Origin of the sequence: Enterococcus dongliensis, assembly GCF_031927985.1 — a bacterium.
Lineage (GTDB): Bacteria > Bacillota > Bacilli > Lactobacillales > Enterococcaceae > Enterococcus_A > Enterococcus_A dongliensis.
Genome location: NZ_JARPZC010000003.1, coordinates 114,069 through 131,301, shown reverse-complemented (window position 1 = coordinate 131,301; position 17,233 = coordinate 114,069). Strand labels below are relative to the sequence as shown.

Genomic DNA, 17,233 nt, shown 5'->3' with positions numbered 1-17,233 from the left:
CGATAGGAGGACAGCAAATGAAAAAAAGAAAAGTTCCTTTGCGTAAATCGGTCGTTTCCGGTGAAATGTTCCCTAAAAAAGAATTGATTCGTATTGCTAAGTCAAAAGAAGGAGATGTTTCAATCGATCCTTCAGGTAAAAAACCAGGTCGCGGCGCCTATGTGGCATTGGAGCCGGCTGAAGTCGAAGAAGCGTGGAAAAAACGTATCTTAGACCGAACTTTGGGGACTGATTTAAGCGATGAATTTTATCAAGAACTACTTGATTATGTGAAGCACCAAAAAGCCAGAAAAGAGCTCTTCGGCAATGAATAAACAGAAGGCCTTGAACATGTTAGGCCTTGCAATGCGTGCAGGCAAACTGATTACAGGGGAAGAATTAACGATCAATGAGATTCGTAAAAATAAAGTAAAACTCGTGATCGTTACTACTGATGCCAGTGAAAATACCCAAAAAAAGGTATCAGATAAAAGTAAGTATTACCAAACGGCATGTTTTATCGAATTTACTCAAGGAGAGATTTTAGGCGCGATTGGAAAACCGCGAAAAGTTATCGGGGTTTTAGACCAAGGATTCGCCAACAAAATTATGACGTTAATAACAGGTTAGGAAGGTGATTGCATGGGAAAAAAAAGAGTATATGAATTTGCCAAAGAAGTGAATCAATCAAATAAGGATGTCGTGGAAAAAGCACAGTCTTTAGGTATGGACGTTAAAAATCATATGGGTACATTATCCGGAGATGACGAATCAAAATTGAAACAAGCTTTTTCTAGCAAGTCTGAACAAACTACTCAAGCAAAACCATCAGCTAACCAGCACGAAAAATCAAAATTCCATGGAAAGAGCTCGAAGAACAACCCAAATTTCCAGAATAGAAAAGGAAATAAAGACTTGACACAAAATAATAAGACAAACAACTCAGCGAACGCAAACCGTTCAAACCAAGGGCAACGCCCAACGCAAGGCAATACAAACAATGCGCAGCGCCAAAATCAAGGCCAACGTCCAGCACAAAGCGGAACAAATAATGCGCAACGTCAAAACCAAGGGCAACGTCCAGCGCAAAGCGGAACAAATAATGCGCAACGTCAAAACCAAGGCCAACGTCCAGCGCAAAGCGGAACAAATAATGCGCAACGTCAAAACCAAGGCCAGCGTCCAGCACAAAGCGGAACAAATAATGCGCAACGTCAAAACCAAGGGCAACGTCCAGCGCAAAGCGGAACAAACAATACCCAACGTTCCAATCAAAACAGCAACCAAGGGCAACGTTCAGGAGGCAATCAAAACCGTAATAATAGTTTTGGCGGCAACCAAAATCGTAATAAAAACCGATTCAATAAAAAGGGTAAAAAAGGTAGACAGCAACAAAGTCAAAAACCAGCTGTTCCACCACGTAAATTCCGTGAATTACCAGAAGTATTGGAATATACAGAAGGCATGAACGTAGCGGATATCGCAAAGAAAATTCATCGCGAGCCTGCTGAAATCATCAAAAAATTATTTATGATGGGCGTTATGGTTAATCAAAACCAACCATTGGATAAAGATACAATTGAATTATTAGCAACTGACTACGGTATTGAGTCACAAGAAAAAGTGACGATTGACGTTGCAGATATTGATCGTTTCTTTGATGCAGAAGATGTGAATGAAGAAAACTTAGTTTCTCGTCCACCAGTTGTAACGATTATGGGACACGTTGACCATGGGAAAACGACGTTGCTAGATACTTTGCGTCATTCTCGAGTAACTAGTGGAGAAGCCGGCGGAATCACACAACATATTGGAGCGTATCAAATCGACATTGATGGCAAACCAATCACTTTCTTAGATACACCAGGACATGCGGCCTTTACAAGTATGCGGGCACGTGGTGCAAGTATCACAGATATCACGATTTTAGTTGTTGCAGCTGATGACGGAGTAATGCCGCAAACAATCGAAGCCATCAACCATGCAAAAGCAGCAAAAGTACCGATTATCGTAGCCGTAAATAAGATCGATAAACCAGGTGCTAACCCACAACACGTAATGCAAGAATTAAGTGAATACGAACTGATTCCAGAAGCTTGGGGCGGTGATACGATCTTTGTAGAGATTTCAGCGAAGTTCAATCAAAACATCGATGAATTATTAGAGATGATCCTCTTAGTTGCTGAAGTAGAAGATTTGAAATCTGATCCAACACAACATGGTATTGGAACAGTTATCGAAGCTCGTCTAGACAAAGGAAAAGGACCAGTTGCGACATTATTGGTACAACAAGGTACGATGAGAGTCGGCGATCCAATCGTTGTTGGTAATACTTATGGACGTGTTCGTGTCATGACGAACGATATTGGTCGTCGTGAAAAAGCTGCTGGACCAGCAACACCAGTCGAAATTACGGGATTGAATGACGTTCCTCAAGCTGGCGATCGTTTTGCAATCTTTGATGATGAAAAAACAGCTCGTGCAGCAGGTGAAGAACGTGCTAAACGTGCGGTGTTAGAACATCGCAGTGCCAATGCTCGTGTGACGTTGGATAACTTATTTGAATCCCTTAAAGAAGGCGAATTAAAAGAAGTAAATGTTATCATTAAAGCAGATGTACAAGGTTCTGCTGAAGCATTGTCTGCATCATTGCAAAAAATCGATGTCGAAGGCGTACGGGTAAAAATCGTTCATTCGGCTGTTGGGGCAATCAACGAAAGTGATGTTACCTTAGCGGCAGCAAGTAATGCGATTATTATCGGATTCAACGTTCGACCTACACCGCAAGCAAAACAACAAGCAGCGGCTGAAGAAGTAGATATTCGTCTACACCGGATCATCTATAAAGCAATCGAAGAAATCGAAACAGCGATGAAGGGAATGCTTGATCCTGAGTACGAAGAAAAAATCACTGGTCAAATGACTGTTCGTGAAACCTACAAAGTTTCGAAAGTTGGAACGATTGCAGGATGCTACGTTAACGAAGGGTCAATCCAACGAGATAGCGGTGTCCGGATCATCCGTGATGGGATCGTTATTCTTGAAGGTAAACTTGCCAGCTTGAAACGTTTCAAAGATGATGTAAAAGAAGTGAAAATGGGCTACGAATGTGGCGCAATGATTGAAAACTTCAACGACATCAAAGTTGACGATGTTATCGAGGCCTTCATCATGGAAGAAATCAAACAAAAATAGTTTTTAAGGAGGCAATCGCTATGCCAAATTATCGCGATCGTCGTCTTGCGCAGGAGATTTTAAAAGAAGTCAATGATATCTTGCGAAAAAAAGTTCGTGATCCGCGCGTCCAGAATGTGAACATCACAGATGTACACGTTACTGGGGACTTGCAACAAGCGACGATTTATTACAGCTTATTATCTGACAAAGCTTCAGATAAAGAAAAGGCGCAAGAAGGATTGAATAAAGCAAGCGGTTTGGTTCGCCGAGAACTAGGCCAGGCGCTATCAATCTATAAGACGCCTGAATTGTTTTTTGAATTGGATGAATCAGTTGAGTACGGTTCTAAAATCGACCAGCTGATCCGTGATTTAAATAAAGAATAAATTCGTTAGAACCTGAAAAAATTTTTCAGGTTCTTTTTGCATTATTGGAAAAATCCTGTTACAGTGTAGGCAGTTTGTAAGTAATCCTTTTGCTGGATATTTTCAAGGAGGCAAAGTCTAAAATGACAACAGAATTTGAAGAACGGATGAAAGCTCTCCATAAAGAGTTTGAGAACTTGAGCCCGGAAGAACGAAAAGCTGTGAAACAAAAAATTAAAAAAATCAATCTGCTGACATCACGGAAATTAGAACGGATGAAGCATGAGTTATTACGAATGGAAACAAAACGAGCCCAACTTTCATTAGATGACGACTCAAAAGAGTTATCTGAATTAGAAGATCGTATCATCAATAAGAAACGCGAGTTCTTAAAATTATTATCTAAAGCCAAAGAGAATTGTTCCCCGAGGTGAGTGAATGGGCTTAATTGAGATTATTATCATTTTAGCCATTGCCATTACCTTATCAAATGTTTTAGCAAAAGTTTTTCCTTCCTTTCCTATTTTTATGATCCAAATTATTATTGGCATTATTTTAGGATTTACTAAAGTTGGCAGTTCGATTCATTTTGAACCTGAGGTGTTCTTGGTGATGATCATTGCACCGTTATTGTTTCGAGAAGGTGAGACGGCAGATATACCTTCGATTTTGAAACACTTTGGCTTGATTTTATTATTGGCTTTTGGCGGTGTAATTTTCACACTGTTTGGTCTAGGCTTTGTACTGCATAAAATACTGCCGATGATTCCGCTGGCAGCTTGCTTAGCTTTTGGAGCCTCATTGGGACCGACTGATGCAGTAGCTGTCAATTCATTAGCGAAGCGATTGCAGATTCCTGAGTCAGTCATGCATGTTCTAGAAGGTGAAGGCTTGATTAATGACGCAACCGGAGTAACAGCGTTTCAGTTTGCGGTAGCGGCTCTTTTGACAGGTCGATTTTCAGCGATGGATGCGTCGATCTCATTGTTAGAATCTAGTGTTGTTGGTGTTTTAGTAGGATTATTGATCATTTGGCTAAAAAATGAGATTATAAAAATTATTGAACGGATCTCTGCGCAAGATGTCTCTGCGTATCTACTGATTGAACTGATTTTACCGTTTACAGCGTATTTTATTGCCGAATTATTCCATGCTTCAGGAATTATTGCTGCAGTAGTTACTGGTATTTTACAAGCGACAGGCTTTCGCCGTGTCAATCTATTTGAAGCTCAGTTATCAAATGTAACTGAGAGTACATGGAATACAATCAGTTTTATGCTAAATGCCTTAGTCTTTATTTTCTTAGGGATCGAGTTGTCGCAAGTCTTTTCACCTGTTTGGAATAGTCAAAGTTATTCCAATACTCATCTTTTAGGAATCGTATTATTATTGACAGCTCTTTTATTTGCCCTGCGGTTTTTATTTGTCAGCGGTTTTTATATTGTTACTCAAGGCTGGCAGATAAATCGTACACAGTTAAGAAACCGTTTGTTATTGACTTTTGGCGGTGTCAAAGGAACTGTTAGTATTGCGACGATTTTTATTTTACCAGCAACGGTGAATGGTTTGGCATTTCCTGAACGTTCGCTGCTTTTGTTTATCACCGCTTGTGTGACTTTCTTAACCTTGATTATCGGGATGATCTTACTGCCGATCTTATCTGAAGGTGAAGTCATCCCTCCAACAGACCCGAAACTGATGTTGATACTACGTGAGGTTATCAATGAGCTGTATGCTGATCTGGACAATAAACAACTCAGTGAAAAAGAACGTTTTGCCTTACTTGCAGTCATCGCAAATTACCAAGGACGAATTCAACAAATCTTCAATAATTCGATGCCTGAGAGTGCGCAACAAGAATTTCAAGAAATCCAAGCCTTGATTATTTCCGTTGAACGAGATGGGCTGGATGAAAGTTATAGAAGACATCAAATCGATGCGGGTGCATATCGTCTTTATTCACGTTTTATTTCAAATGTCTCTGAGTCGGTAACTAAGCAGATGTTATCTTTACTAAGTTTTTGGCTGATTTTTGTTCGGCGGATCATTCGGATCATCATGCATCCGAAAATGTTCTGGCAACGACAGCAAAAACGCAAAGAAATCGTTGATAATCAAGATATTTCGTCTCTTAGAAAAATATTTATCCGAAACAGTGAAGCAATCTTAGACAGTTTAGAAAACTTGCGAGATGTTTATGATGAAGATCTGATTGATTTTTTTGTAGACGAACGAAAAAATTTGATGCATCAAGTGAGTGGACATGGTTTGTTTGGAACATACCTGATTCAACAAGATCCGCTGTATGCAAAAGAATTGATCCGTGGGTTCTACCTAGAAAGAAAAACGATTGACAAGTACGAAGTTGACGAAGAAATTACTAATTTTACGGCAAATAATTATCGGCACCAAGTCAATCAGTTAGAATCATATACTATGCGCCAATCTTCTGAGCCGAGTATCTCATTTGCGCTGAATCGTCAACGACAAAAGAAAAAAGCCAGAGCAAAAAAAGAATAACTGTATGTCCAAATTAACACTAAACGAACTATCTGAACTAGCTAAAATGTAAAGCGGCTGTCCATCACAGATTAGTGACAAAAATCTGTGAAAGTACAAAAGCAATACATCGATGATAGTTCGGATATTTTTTTGTATTCTGTTAGGAATAATAGTCAATTTAGCGGTGTTCCATTTAGTTGTACATTGTTAAACGAGTAGAATGATTCGATTGTAATTTAACTTTTGCAGTAAAGATGGGAAAAATAAATCAAAGTCGTGGAGTCAAAAGCTATCTTGCCAATTCTCGGAACGGCTATGCTATAATGGGAACGTTAATTATAAGATGAAATGAGGAGACAAAATGGACGGTATCTTGCCGTTATGGAAAGAGCGCGGTATGACAAGTCATGACTGTGTCTTTAAATTAAGAAAGATTTTACAGACTAAAAAAGTTGGTCATGGAGGAACACTAGATCCTGATGTAGATGGTGTCTTGCCTATTTGCATCGGTAAAGGAACAAAAGTAATTGAATACTTACAAGACAGTGGAAAAATCTATGAAGGTGAAATCACGATTGGTTTTTCTACTACGACAGAAGACCGCAGCGGTGAAGTGGTGGAAACAAAAGCGGTAGATCTTCCTTTAACCGAAGTAGAAATCGACCAGATGATGGGGACATTCATTGGAAAGATCAAACAAGTGCCGCCGATGTATTCTGCGGTAAAAGTAAACGGCAAACGTTTGTATGAATACGCTCGAGCAGGTGAAACGATCGAACGACCAGAACGCGAAGCAATCATTGAACACTTCAAGCGGACCACGGCACCTGTTTATGATGCCGAGACTAAAACGCAGAGTTGGCGCTTTCAAGTAACTTGTGGGAAAGGGACGTATGTTCGAACATTAGCCGTAGATCTTGGAGCAAAACTGGGTTATCCTGCTCATATGTCTGATTTGACTCGCTTGGCAAGCGGAGGTTTTTCAGTCGGACAGGCAATGACCTTAGCACAGGTTAGTGAGTTAATGGAGCAAAACCAGATTGATCACGCCTTGCGGCCAATCGAGGAAGCGATGAATGCTTTTCCACGGATCAATCTTACTACTGAAGATTGGCAAAAAGTAAAAAACGGCCAAGTTTTACCGTTGAAGACATTTAACTTGGAAAAGATGCCGGGAGAATTGATTGCATTTTTTTATCAAGAGCAATTAGTCAGTCTTTATAAACAGCATCCAGAAAAAAGCTGGCTTTTAAAACCTAGTAAAGTGATTCGAAACGAGGTATAGCAGATGGAAATCATAAAATTACGTCATCCATATCAACCGGAAGAAATCCCAACAGGAGATTGTGTATTAGTTTTAGGCTTTTTTGATGGTGTTCATCGAGGACATCAAGAAGTAATCAATACAGGAAAAAAAATCGCTGAGGAAAAGAAATTAAAATTAGCTGTTATGACATTCAATCAACACCCAGCAATCGTCTTTCAACAAGTTCAAAGCAAACCAATCAAATACCTGTCAACTCTGAAGCAAAAAGAAGAACGAATGGCGAAACTAGGCGTGGATCTTTTATATGAAGTAGCGTTTACGTCATCTTTTGCCGCGTTGACACCTCAAGAATTTGTTGATCAATATATTGTTGGACTGCATGGCAAAGTCGCAGTCTCAGGGTTTGATTACAATTTTGGAAAAGATCAGTCGGCCGATGCGGAACATCTGCCGAAATACGCAAAGGATCGGTTTGAAGTAGTCATTGTTGCAAAAAAAACGGAAGAACATGAAACAGAAAAAATCAGTTCTTCACGAATCCGTCGTTTGTTATCAGAAGGGCGTTTAGAAGAAGCCAATCATTTGTTAGGGTATGTTTATGAAATTAGCGGGACTGTCATTCACGGTGAAGCACGTGGACGTTCGTTGGGTTATCCTACAGCGAATATCCAAGTGCCAGAAGACATGAAACTGCCTAAAGAAGGTGTTTATGTTAATGAGATCAAGGTTGGTGATCAATGGTACCCAGCGATGGGATCAATCGGACATAATGATACCTTTGGCTCTAATCGCCTGCTGACTGTTGAAATCAATATTTTAGATTTTCATCAAGAAATCTATGGAGAAAAAGTAAAAGTCCGTTGGTATCAGATGTTGCGTGGTCAGGTAGCTTTTGAAACTGTGGATGGATTGATTCGCCAACTTGAAGTAGACGAACAGGCTACTAGAGATTATTTTAAGAAATAAAAGTTATTTAATCGTTGCTGATTCATCAACCAATAAAAGCTTCGGATCACTGAGGAGATCCGAAGCTTTTTGACTGTATTAAAATGTAAGACAGTTAATTTTTATTTCCTTTATCAGTGGAAAGAGCGCCTTCTTTTTGAAGAACGTGTGCCCAAAAAATACCTGTCAACTGTGTAAATAGAAAGAGAATGATCAGCGGAATCGCAACTATAAAAGGTGAAGAAGAATGATAGAGCTCAACTAAAGGACTTTTTAAAACAATCAAGGTATAACTCAATAAAATATTGATGATATTGCCTAAAATCAGTAAAGATATACAGTGTATTTTTTTTGCATAAAACCCGATAGTGATAGTTACTATCATAAATAAAAAAATTCCTATCAGTGAATCAAAAAGATAATCAATTGCCAGTGAAAGATGCATGTATGGAACTAAATAGAAACTAAATGGCAACAGTAAGATTTTTTTATACATCATAGATAACCTCCAATCGAGTGCCTCTAAGGTTATTTTATGATTGATAAAATGTCAATTCAACACAAATCGAAAAATGACGGGAATAATTAAAGTTATTTTATGCTGCTATCAACAAACCATTATCTGTTTAGAAGTAAATTTTTTTCTTAGTAAAGTAATTAAGATGCTCTAAAAAGGAAAAATAAGTTAAATGAATATTTTTGTAAAAATTAGGTGAGAACAAGCAAAGAAGTGTTAGATATGGTAAAAGCTTTATTAAACCTAACAAAATTACACAATATTTCTACTTTACTATCTGAATAATTGTGATAATATGATTAGAAATGGAGGGGTTATATGAATAAAGTGCAAGATCGATTTAATAAAAATGTGTATGAAATTGCCGTCTCATTGATTCGTCAATTTGATGAAAAAGTTTCTGGAATTCCTAATATGTTAAAGTTGACGTTAGGCGAGCCAGACTTTAATACCCCGGAGCATATTAAAGAAGCAGGGCAACAGGCAATTAAGGATAATTTCAGCCATTACACCGGTATGTCTGGTTTGATTGATGTTCGAAAAGCTGCGAGCTGTTTTTTATCTGAAAAATATACAGTTAATTATCAGCCGGAGACAGAAGTTTTAGTGACTGTCGGCGCAACGGAAGCATTGTCGGCTAGCTTATTAGCGATTTTGGAAGCTGGAGATAAAGTATTATTACCAGCACCGACATATCCAGGGTATGAACCATTAATTTTATTAGCAGGTGCTGAACCGGTTTATATTGACACACGTGAAAGCGGCTTTGTTTTAACGCCAGAGCAGATTGATCAAGCGATAGCAGAACATGGCGACAAGGTTAAGGCAATTATCATTACTTCACCGTCAAATCCAACAGGAGTAGCTTATAATGAAGCAGAGGTTGCTGCTTTAAGTGCGACATTGAAAAAATATCCGATTTTTGTAATCAGTGATGAGATCTATAGTGAACTGAATTATGAAACCAAACATGTCTCATTTGGTAAATACTTACGGGAACAAACAATTTTAATCAATGGTTTGTCCAAGTCTCATGCTATGACAGGATGGAGGATCGGCTTTATTTTTGCGCCGGCAGAATTGGTAGAACAAATCATCAAAGTTCATCAATATTTAGTAACAGCTGCGTCGACGATCTCACAAAAAGCAGCGGTCCGAGCACTCGTGCAAGGGATTTCGGATGCAGAAGTCATGAGAGAAGAATATCGAGAACGACGCGATTTTGTTTATCAAACTATGACTAACTTAGGTTTTGATGTGGCACGTCCATCAGGAGCGTTTTATATTTTTGCTAAGATCCCTGCAGATCAAGAGCAAGATTCGATGAAATTCTGTATCGATTTGGCTGAGAAAAATCAACTTGCCCTCATTCCGGGAATTGCATTCGGTCCTGAAGGCGAAGGATATATCAGACTTAGTTATGCTGCTTCGATGGAAAACTTGGTAGAAGCGATGAAGCGTTTGACAGACTATCTAAACAATTAAAAAAGGCGGATCAATTGATCCGCCTTTTTTTAGTTATTTAAGTAATTGAACAAACCGCTGATTGTTTGGTCCTTTAAGGGAATTGTTTTATTATTAGTCTCGGCTTTTATCACATGATAGTAATCAGGCAAATCAGGGACTTCTTTTAGTTGAGCGGCAATAAATTCATTGGTGTTAGTGTAACTCGCTTCTTTTACTGAGCCATTCAATTCATAGGTTATAACGAACATATCTTTCACTTCTCTCATGAATTATTTTGTATAGGCATATTGTATCTTAAAACTAATAAAAAGTAAGTAAATTCGTCTTTACCAAATATTTACAGTTCTTTACGAATCATTTACAAGCACCCAATCAGATATTTACATCCTATTGTTAAAGTAAAGAGGAAATAAACGAGAATCAAAACCAGTTTTTCACAGGTTTTCTCAAAAAAAAAATTTATGAGGAGTGTAAATGATGAAGAAAATTAGTTTAGCGATAGCATTTTCAGTGATTGTCTTAGCAGGGTGTGGTGCTGGTAATGCCACGAAAGATTCCAGTTCAGCAAAAGAAGCTGAAAAAATCACAGCAGTTGGATCGACTGCGCTGCAACCATTAGTCGATGCAGCCCAAGAAAGTTATCGTCAAAATCATCCGAATGTCCAAATCTCCGTTCAAGGAGGCGGGAGCGGCACAGGATTGAGCCAAGTTGAGAGCGGTGCTGTAGAAATCGGTAATTCTGATGTTTTTGCAGAAGAAAAAGAAGGCATAGATGCCAGTAAATTGATTGATCATAAAGTAGCTGTTGTTGGTTTTGTACCAGTGGTCAATAAAGACGTCGGTGTAAAAAATATCACTAAACAGCAATTGATTGATATTTTTACGGGACAAATCAAAAACTGGCAGGAGCTTGGTGGTAAGGATGAAACAATCCAAGTAATCAATCGCGCATCTGGTAGCGGTACACGCGCGACATTTGAGAAATGGGGATTAGACGGGAAAGAGTCTATCCAATCTCAGGAACAAGATTCTTCAGGAACAGTGAAAAAAATTGTCGCCCAAACACCAGGAGCCATCAGTTATTTAGCCTTATCTTATGTTGATGATAGTTTACAAGCGTTACAATTAGAAGGTGTGACAGCTAATATGAAAAACATCACTACAAATAAATGGCCGATCTGGTCTTATGAGCATATGTATACAAAAGGTGAACCAGATAAAGTGTTAGCAGATTTTTTGACCTACATGACTAGCGACGAGATACAATCCGGACCAGTTAAAGAATTAGGATACTTGCCAATCACAGCAATGAAAGTGGAACGAACTGCAGATGGCACAATAAAATAAGTCATTTATTGGAGAAATATTCATGCTACCTAGCAAAAAGAGTGGAGACAATTTTTGTCTCCACTCTTTTTGTCTAATTTTTAATTATTTGGCAAGATGACTGTAAAAGTAGAACCAAGTTTTGGATGACTTTCTACCTTGACTGTTCCACCAAGGATCTCGCTGTATTCTTTGACGATAGCAAGGCCTAAACCGGTCCCGCCTGAATGGCGAGCACGCGCTTTATCTACTCGGTAGAAACGTTCAAAAATCCGTTTTTGATCATCTTTTGACATGCCGATTCCATGATCAGTGACCGTTATAATCAATTGATCTGACAGATGATAACTTAATTCAATCTGACTATTTTTTGAAGAATATTGAATCGCATTTTCTAAAAGATTTTTGATGATCGGCTGAAAAAAAGTCAACCGTGTTTGATAGAAACAATTTTTGGCACCATCGATTGTGACTCGGATTTGTTTGTTTTTTAATAAATGTTGATACAATCCGATTTGCTGTTGGAAGAAATAATTGAGCTCGAGTGCTTGTCGATCTTCTGCCAAATCATCACCGTCTTTTGATAACTCAATAATGTCTTGGATCAGGCGCTGCAATCGTTTGGCATCATTTTCCATGATTGTCAAAAATTCTTCAGTCAGATCAGGGTCGTCTTTGGCACCGTCTAGTAGAGTTTCAGTAAAGCCCAACAAAGAGGTCACAGGTGTTTTTAACTCGTGAGAGACATTACCAACAAAATCACGTTGGATTTTTTCCAAACGACGGACATGAGTCAAATCATAGACCGTTCCCATAACTTGATCCCCTTTAAGTTCATTTTCGATATAACGCAAGCGAATATCGAGATTGAGCGGATTGGGCAATTTTGTTGCGATTTCTTGATGAATCTGATTTTTATCGACTAAGACTTGTTGAATCAACTGGATGAATTTATTATCTTGGATGACCTGCCAATAATAATGTTGGCTGACACCGCCGATTTGTAATAATTCTTCCATCGCTGGATTGATCATCATGAAGCGTCCTTCAGTATCAATAATAAAGACACCAATCGTCAATTCATGGAAGAGAGTAGAAAATTGCTCTTCCGTCGATGTATAGGCGGCATAAGTCTCATTTAATTGTTCACTGATTTGGTTGACTGTGAAATAAAGTTCCCGCCATTGTGAGGAATTTTGCATGACATAATTGCTTTTTTCGGGTTCTTTCAACATTCGCTGCAAAACAGGAAGGACAGTTTCAATCGGTCGATTTCGCTGATATATCAAGTAACAAATGATCGAATAAATAAAGGCATAAAACAAAAGTAAAATAGTAAATATGGTTCGCTGGAAGTTTTGTGTTTTTGATTGAAAATCAGAGGTTTTTTTCGCCACTCGTAAAATACCTGCAATCTCATCACCTGAACGCATCGGCTGAGCAGTGTAGAGTAGTTCCGCCTGCAAAGTCGTACTATACCGAACAGAAGAGCCGATATCATTTTTATTTAAAACAAATTTTACTTCAGGTCGATTTTCTCGATTGCCAGAAAGATCAGGTTCTGCACTATCAAAAATAATTCTTCCTTTTGGGTCTAATAAGGTGATTCGATCGTGGGCCTCGTGTGCAAAATCTTGGATTGCAGTTTGATTTTGCTCAGAATCAAGGCGGGTCAAATCTAGTCGATGGATAAGCAGTTCGCCATTATTAGTTAGAAATTCTTCTTGCAGCTCCAATAATTCTTTAGTAAAAAAGTGATTGGCTAACTTCCAACTACCAAAAAAAAGCAGACAGATTAGTAAAAAAGGAACCAGATAATCTAAATATTTACGTTTCATTGGGCAGGTACCTGAAATTTATAACCAAAGCCTCGTACGGTTTGCAAATATTGTGGGTGTTTAGGATCGACTTCGATTTTTTCTCGTAGATGGGAGACGTGGACATCTACGATTCGGCTTTGTCCAGAAAAATCATATTTCCAGATTCGATCGAGTAATGTGTCGCGATCAATCACACGTTTTTGTCGTTTCATAAAGTAGACTAATAATTCAAACTCTTTCGGGGTCAAGTCGATGGTTTCCCCTCGGACGCTCACTTGATAGTTGGCTAAGTCTGCCTTGATCTCACCAGCTGTTAAAAATTCATGTTCTACTGTTTCTTGGCGAGGTTCCACTCGTCGAAAAATAGCTTTCATTCGAGCTAAAACTTCACGTGGTGAAAATGGTTTGGTGAGGTAATCATCTGCCCCAATTTCCAAACCCAAGATTCGATCAATGGTATCATCTTTGGCAGTGAGCATTAGAATAGGTGTGTCGATTTTTTCTTGCCGTAATTTTTTGGCGATTTCTAAACCATCCATTGATGGCAACATCACATCTAAAATAATGAAATCAAATTTTTCATTCAAGGCTAATTCATAACCTTCTTTTCCATCTTCAGCGGTAGTAACGGCATAGCCTTCTTTTTCTAAGTTAAAACTCAATAATTTTACAATCGAAAGCTCATCATCTACGACTAATACACGTTTCATAAGTGTCTCCTCTCTGAGGTAAGGGAATTCATTTTTCTTGGTAGAACATTTCTGAAAGACTATTTCCATACCTGAATAAATGGTATAATGGGAAGGCAGTTTTGTCACCTATTTTCTATCAATTTACTAGGAGAAATAGCCATGCTGGGAATTAGTGCCTGCTTAGGTGGGATAGCGTGTCGATATGACGGCGATTCAAATGAAATCGCAGCGCTGAAAAAATTAGTTGAAACAGGACAAGCGATAATGATTTGTCCAGAAGTTTTGGGCGGCTTGCCTACACCGCGTCCACCTGCTGAGATTCAAGGCGGCGATGGTTTTGATGTCTGGCAAGGTCGAGCAAAAGTCTTTGATAAAATGGGCAATGATCTGACTGATGCGTTTAAACAAGGTGCGATCAGCGCTTACAATGAATTGAAAAAATTGCAGATTACAGGATTGGTCTTAAAAGAAAAAAGTCCTTCTTGCGGCAGCAGCCTGATCTATGATGGTAGTTTTTCTGGCACTCGCATCAAAGGTGTCGGTGTGGCAACAGCATACTTTATCCAACAAGGGCTACCCGTTTATTCTGAAGAAAATTGGCAAGAGATGAGGATGACGTAATGGAAATCGAAAAAACCAATCGTATGAATGCGTTGTTTGAGTTTTATGCAACGTTGTTGACTGAAAAGCAAATGAATTATATGGAGTTATATTATGCAGATGATTTTTCTTTAGGAGAAATTGCTGAGGAATATCAGGTGAGTCGGCAAGCAGTTTATGATAATATCAAAAGAACAGAAAAAATCTTGGAAGATTATGAGCGTAAATTACATTTGTTCTCTGATTATATCGTACGAGAAGAACAACTTGATAAGTTAGAATTATATGTAACGGAACATTATCCTAAGGATGAATTTTTAGCCGGAATAATTACGAACTTACAGGATTTGGATGAATAGAAAGGAAAATTGATCAATGGCATTTGAAAGTTTAACGCAGCGTTTACAAGCTGCGATGGGAAAATTACGTAAAAAAGGAAAGATCACGGAATCAGACGTTACAGAAATGATGCGGGAGATCCGACTTGCGTTACTTGAAGCCGATGTGAACTTGCAAGTGGTGAAGCAATTTACCAAAGAAGTGCGGACACGTGCGTTAGGGGCAGAAGTGTTAGACAGCTTGTCACCCGCCCAACAAATCGTAAAAATCGTTGATGAAGAATTAACCAAAACATTGGGAACTGAAGCAGTTGGTATTGAAAAATCACCGAAAATCCCGACTGTTATCATGATGGCTGGGTTACAAGGGGCCGGTAAAACAACTTTTGCTGGAAAACTTGCGAACCAACTGATTAAAAATGAAAAAGCCCGTCCTCTAATGATCGCAGGTGACGTCTACCGTCCAGCGGCAATCGACCAATTAAAAGTTTTAGGACAGCAATTAGATGTTCCAGTTTTTGATATGGGCACGGATGTTAGTCCTGTTGAGATTGTTCGTCAAGGGATGGAGCAAGCACGAGCAAATAAAAATGATTATGTGTTGATTGATACAGCTGGTCGCTTACATATCGATGAAGCATTGATGGATGAGTTGAAACAGATTAAAGAACTCGCACAACCTAACGAGATTCTTTTAGTTGTCGATGCGATGACTGGTCAAGATGCAGTCAATGTAGCACAAAGTTTTAACGAACAATTAGGAATTACCGGGGTTGTGATTACTAAATTAGATGGGGATACTCGTGGAGGTGCGGCACTATCTATTCGAGCTGTGACCGGTGCGCCAATCAAATTCGTAGGGTCTGGTGAAAAATTAACGGACTTAGAAGTTTTCCACCCAGATCGGATGTCTAGTCGAATCTTGGGCATGGGAGACATGCTGACTCTGATTGAAAAAGCCCAGCAAGACTATGATGAGAAAAAAGCAGAAGAACTTGCTCGTAAAATGAAAGAAAATAGTTTTGACTTCAATGATTTTATCGAACAATTGGATCAAGTGATGGGGATGGGCCCCATTGAAGATCTATTAAAAATGATCCCTGGTATGAACCAAATGCCAGGAATCGAAAATGTCAAAGTTGATCCTAAAGACGTAGAGCGCAAAAAAGCGATGGTTTACTCGATGACACCAGCAGAACGAGAAGATCCTGATTTATTGAATCCAAGTCGTCGCCGTCGAATCGCTGCTGGCTCAGGAAACTCTGTAGTAGAAGTTAACCGCATGATTAAACAATTTAAAGAATCACGCAAGATGATGCAACAAATGAGCAAAGGCAGTATGCCAGCAGGAATGGATCAAATGTTTGGTTCAGGAATCAAAGGTAAAATGGGTAAGATGGCATTGAACCGGATGGTTAAGAAGAATAAAAAGAAGAAAAAGAAACGTAAATAAAAAAATATAAACTAGCTGAATACCTGAACTTTCTATATTGTAATGCTGCTTCTCATGAAATTGGGATGAAGGACCTACAAGGTCACAGAGGCAATACATCATAGCTAGTTCAGGTATTTTTTCTCGTCATAGCGCTTTCCCATTGCTATACTACAAGCAGCTATTCTTAAAGGAGTGAGAGAAATGTACCGTTGCCAATGGGCAGGAAATAATGAAAAGATGCAACGCTATCATGACACCGTTTGGGGTGTGCCAGAATACGATGAGCAACGACTTTTTCGAAAACTAGTTTTGGATATGGATCAAGCAGGATTAAGTTGGCAAACAATTTTGAATAAAATGGAAAATTTTGATTTGGCTTATGAACAATTTGAGATTGAGAAAGTCGCTAATTTTGATGAAGCCAAGATCGAAGCATTGATGCAAGATGCTGGTATTATTCGTAATCGGCGAAAAATCGAAGCGGCGATTAACAATTCCCAAAAAATAGTAGAAATGCATGCAAAAGGATTAAGTTTTGCTGATTATTTATGGGGATTTACTGATTATCAAATAATAGACAATCATCCAATCACCGCCTCAGATATCCCTACAAAAACAGCATTATCTGATCAAATCGCAAAGGATTTGAAAAAACGTGGATTCAAATTTGTTGGCAGTACAACCATCTATGCGTTCTTACAAGCTGTTGGAATCGTCAATGATCATGAAAAAAATTGTTTTCGTTACACAGAATTAGTGAAAAAGGAAACGCTTTAGGTTATCTTTGGTCTTTTTGAGTCATC

Annotated in this window: 18 protein-coding genes; 14 read left to right on the top strand and 4 right to left on the bottom strand. The window is 38.7% G+C overall.

The features are described 5' to 3' along the window. Positions 1-17 precede the first annotated feature (17 nt). The 8 genes from rnpM to ribF all read left to right on the top strand — a co-directional run bounded on the left by rnpM (position 18) and on the right by ribF (position 8,256). Positions 18-314, top strand: a complete 297-nt coding sequence (rnpM, locus tag P7D84_RS03630) for an RNase P modulator RnpM (protein ID WP_311800092.1) — start codon at positions 18-20, stop codon at positions 312-314. Then, positions 307-609 (top strand): L7Ae/L30e/S12e/Gadd45 family ribosomal protein, encoded by a 303-nt coding sequence (locus tag P7D84_RS03625; RefSeq protein WP_311800091.1) that lies wholly within the window; start codon positions 307-309, stop codon positions 607-609. Before rnpM ends, P7D84_RS03625 begins: the two co-directional genes overlap by 8 nt. Before the next feature lie 12 nt (positions 610-621). After that, positions 622-3,174, top strand: coding sequence for a translation initiation factor IF-2 (gene infB, locus P7D84_RS03620; RefSeq protein ID WP_311805051.1), 2,553 nt, complete (start codon positions 622-624; stop codon positions 3,172-3,174). 20 nt (positions 3,175-3,194) lie between these two features. Beyond that, complete coding sequence (gene rbfA / locus P7D84_RS03615) at positions 3,195-3,542, top strand: 30S ribosome-binding factor RbfA (RefSeq protein WP_311800089.1); 348 nt, start codon at positions 3,195-3,197, stop codon at positions 3,540-3,542. A 122-nt stretch (positions 3,543-3,664) separates the two neighbouring features. After that, entirely contained in the window at positions 3,665-3,955 is a 291-nt protein-coding gene (locus P7D84_RS03610; RefSeq protein WP_311800087.1) for a hypothetical protein, read from the top strand. A gap of 4 nt (positions 3,956-3,959) precedes the next feature. Next, on the top strand, positions 3,960-6,041 hold the full coding sequence (locus tag P7D84_RS03605; protein ID WP_311805049.1) for a cation:proton antiporter: 2,082 nt from the start codon (positions 3,960-3,962) through the stop codon (positions 6,039-6,041). Between the two features lie 343 nt (positions 6,042-6,384). Continuing rightward, entirely contained in the window at positions 6,385-7,308 is a 924-nt protein-coding gene (gene truB / locus P7D84_RS03600; RefSeq protein WP_311805046.1) for a tRNA pseudouridine(55) synthase TruB, read from the top strand. 3 nt (positions 7,309-7,311) lie between these two features. Further along, positions 7,312-8,256: a riboflavin biosynthesis protein RibF gene (ribF, locus tag P7D84_RS03595; RefSeq protein WP_311801139.1), complete on the top strand. Its 945-nt coding sequence runs from the start codon at positions 7,312-7,314 to the stop codon at positions 8,254-8,256. Between the two features lie 94 nt (positions 8,257-8,350). On the opposite strand, the gene P7D84_RS03590 is transcribed toward ribF, so the two are convergent. After that, positions 8,351-8,734, bottom strand: a complete 384-nt coding sequence (locus tag P7D84_RS03590; protein ID WP_311800082.1) for a hypothetical protein — start codon at positions 8,732-8,734, stop codon at positions 8,351-8,353. Positions 8,735-9,070: 336 nt separating this feature from the next. Between P7D84_RS03590 and P7D84_RS03585 the strand changes: the two genes are divergently transcribed. Next, positions 9,071-10,237 carry a pyridoxal phosphate-dependent aminotransferase gene (locus P7D84_RS03585; protein WP_311805044.1) on the top strand — a complete coding sequence of 389 codons (1,167 nt, stop codon included), beginning with the start codon at positions 9,071-9,073 and terminating at the stop codon, positions 10,235-10,237. Positions 10,238-10,266: 29 nt separating this feature from the next. On the opposite strand, the gene P7D84_RS03580 is transcribed toward P7D84_RS03585, so the two are convergent. After that, complete coding sequence (locus P7D84_RS03580) at positions 10,267-10,467, bottom strand: DUF4649 family protein (protein ID WP_311801137.1); 201 nt, start codon at positions 10,465-10,467, stop codon at positions 10,267-10,269. Positions 10,468-10,696: 229 nt separating this feature from the next. On the opposite strand from P7D84_RS03580, the gene P7D84_RS03575 reads away from it, so the two are divergent. Continuing rightward, on the top strand, positions 10,697-11,566 hold the full coding sequence (locus P7D84_RS03575) for a phosphate ABC transporter substrate-binding protein PstS family protein (protein WP_311801136.1): 870 nt from the start codon (positions 10,697-10,699) through the stop codon (positions 11,564-11,566). 80 nt (positions 11,567-11,646) lie between these two features. On the opposite strand, the gene P7D84_RS03570 is transcribed toward P7D84_RS03575, so the two are convergent. Both P7D84_RS03570 and P7D84_RS03565 read right to left on the bottom strand, forming a co-directional pair. Next, positions 11,647-13,383: a sensor histidine kinase gene (locus tag P7D84_RS03570; RefSeq protein WP_311805042.1), complete on the bottom strand. Its 1,737-nt coding sequence runs from the start codon at positions 13,381-13,383 to the stop codon at positions 11,647-11,649. Next, entirely contained in the window at positions 13,380-14,075 is a 696-nt protein-coding gene (locus P7D84_RS03565; protein ID WP_311800076.1) for a response regulator transcription factor, read from the bottom strand. Before P7D84_RS03565 ends, P7D84_RS03570 begins: the two co-directional genes overlap by 4 nt. Before the next feature lie 141 nt (positions 14,076-14,216). Here P7D84_RS03565 and P7D84_RS03560 point away from each other — a divergent pair, with 141 nt between their 5' ends. From P7D84_RS03560 to P7D84_RS03545, 4 genes are all read left to right on the top strand, one after another. Further along, entirely contained in the window at positions 14,217-14,678 is a 462-nt protein-coding gene (locus tag P7D84_RS03560; protein WP_311800075.1) for a 2-thiouracil desulfurase family protein, read from the top strand. Beyond that, positions 14,678-15,016: a putative DNA-binding protein gene (locus tag P7D84_RS03555; RefSeq protein ID WP_311800074.1), complete on the top strand. Its 339-nt coding sequence runs from the start codon at positions 14,678-14,680 to the stop codon at positions 15,014-15,016. Before P7D84_RS03560 ends, P7D84_RS03555 begins: the two co-directional genes overlap by 1 nt. 16 nt (positions 15,017-15,032) lie before the next feature. Then, a complete protein-coding gene (gene ffh / locus P7D84_RS03550) occupies positions 15,033-16,448 on the top strand; it encodes a signal recognition particle protein (protein ID WP_311800073.1) in 1,416 nt (471 codons plus the stop codon). Positions 16,449-16,631: 183 nt separating this feature from the next. After that, positions 16,632-17,207 carry a DNA-3-methyladenine glycosylase I gene (locus P7D84_RS03545; protein WP_311805041.1) on the top strand — a complete coding sequence of 192 codons (576 nt, stop codon included), beginning with the start codon at positions 16,632-16,634 and terminating at the stop codon, positions 17,205-17,207. The last annotated feature ends 26 nt before the right edge of the window (positions 17,208-17,233 follow it).

Coding starts and splice junctions, on each gene's coding strand:
- rnpM (WP_311800092.1), top strand. CDS start 18: ATGAAAAAAAGAAAAGTTCCTTTGCGTAAATCGGTCGTTTCCGGTGAA.
- P7D84_RS03625 (WP_311800091.1), top strand. CDS start 307: ATGAATAAACAGAAGGCCTTGAACATGTTAGGCCTTGCAATGCGTGCA.
- infB (WP_311805051.1), top strand. CDS start 622: ATGGGAAAAAAAAGAGTATATGAATTTGCCAAAGAAGTGAATCAATCA.
- rbfA (WP_311800089.1), top strand. CDS start 3,195: ATGCCAAATTATCGCGATCGTCGTCTTGCGCAGGAGATTTTAAAAGAA.
- P7D84_RS03610 (WP_311800087.1), top strand. CDS start 3,665: ATGACAACAGAATTTGAAGAACGGATGAAAGCTCTCCATAAAGAGTTT.
- P7D84_RS03605 (WP_311805049.1), top strand. CDS start 3,960: ATGGGCTTAATTGAGATTATTATCATTTTAGCCATTGCCATTACCTTA.
- truB (WP_311805046.1), top strand. CDS start 6,385: ATGGACGGTATCTTGCCGTTATGGAAAGAGCGCGGTATGACAAGTCAT.
- ribF (WP_311801139.1), top strand. CDS start 7,312: ATGGAAATCATAAAATTACGTCATCCATATCAACCGGAAGAAATCCCA.
- P7D84_RS03590 (WP_311800082.1), bottom strand. CDS start 8,734: ATGATGTATAAAAAAATCTTACTGTTGCCATTTAGTTTCTATTTAGTT.
- P7D84_RS03585 (WP_311805044.1), top strand. CDS start 9,071: ATGAATAAAGTGCAAGATCGATTTAATAAAAATGTGTATGAAATTGCC.
- P7D84_RS03580 (WP_311801137.1), bottom strand. CDS start 10,467: ATGTTCGTTATAACCTATGAATTGAATGGCTCAGTAAAAGAAGCGAGT.
- P7D84_RS03575 (WP_311801136.1), top strand. CDS start 10,697: ATGAAGAAAATTAGTTTAGCGATAGCATTTTCAGTGATTGTCTTAGCA.
- P7D84_RS03570 (WP_311805042.1), bottom strand. CDS start 13,383: ATGAAACGTAAATATTTAGATTATCTGGTTCCTTTTTTACTAATCTGT.
- P7D84_RS03565 (WP_311800076.1), bottom strand. CDS start 14,075: ATGAAACGTGTATTAGTCGTAGATGATGAGCTTTCGATTGTAAAATTA.
- P7D84_RS03560 (WP_311800075.1), top strand. CDS start 14,217: ATGCTGGGAATTAGTGCCTGCTTAGGTGGGATAGCGTGTCGATATGAC.
- P7D84_RS03555 (WP_311800074.1), top strand. CDS start 14,678: ATGGAAATCGAAAAAACCAATCGTATGAATGCGTTGTTTGAGTTTTAT.
- ffh (WP_311800073.1), top strand. CDS start 15,033: ATGGCATTTGAAAGTTTAACGCAGCGTTTACAAGCTGCGATGGGAAAA.
- P7D84_RS03545 (WP_311805041.1), top strand. CDS start 16,632: ATGTACCGTTGCCAATGGGCAGGAAATAATGAAAAGATGCAACGCTAT.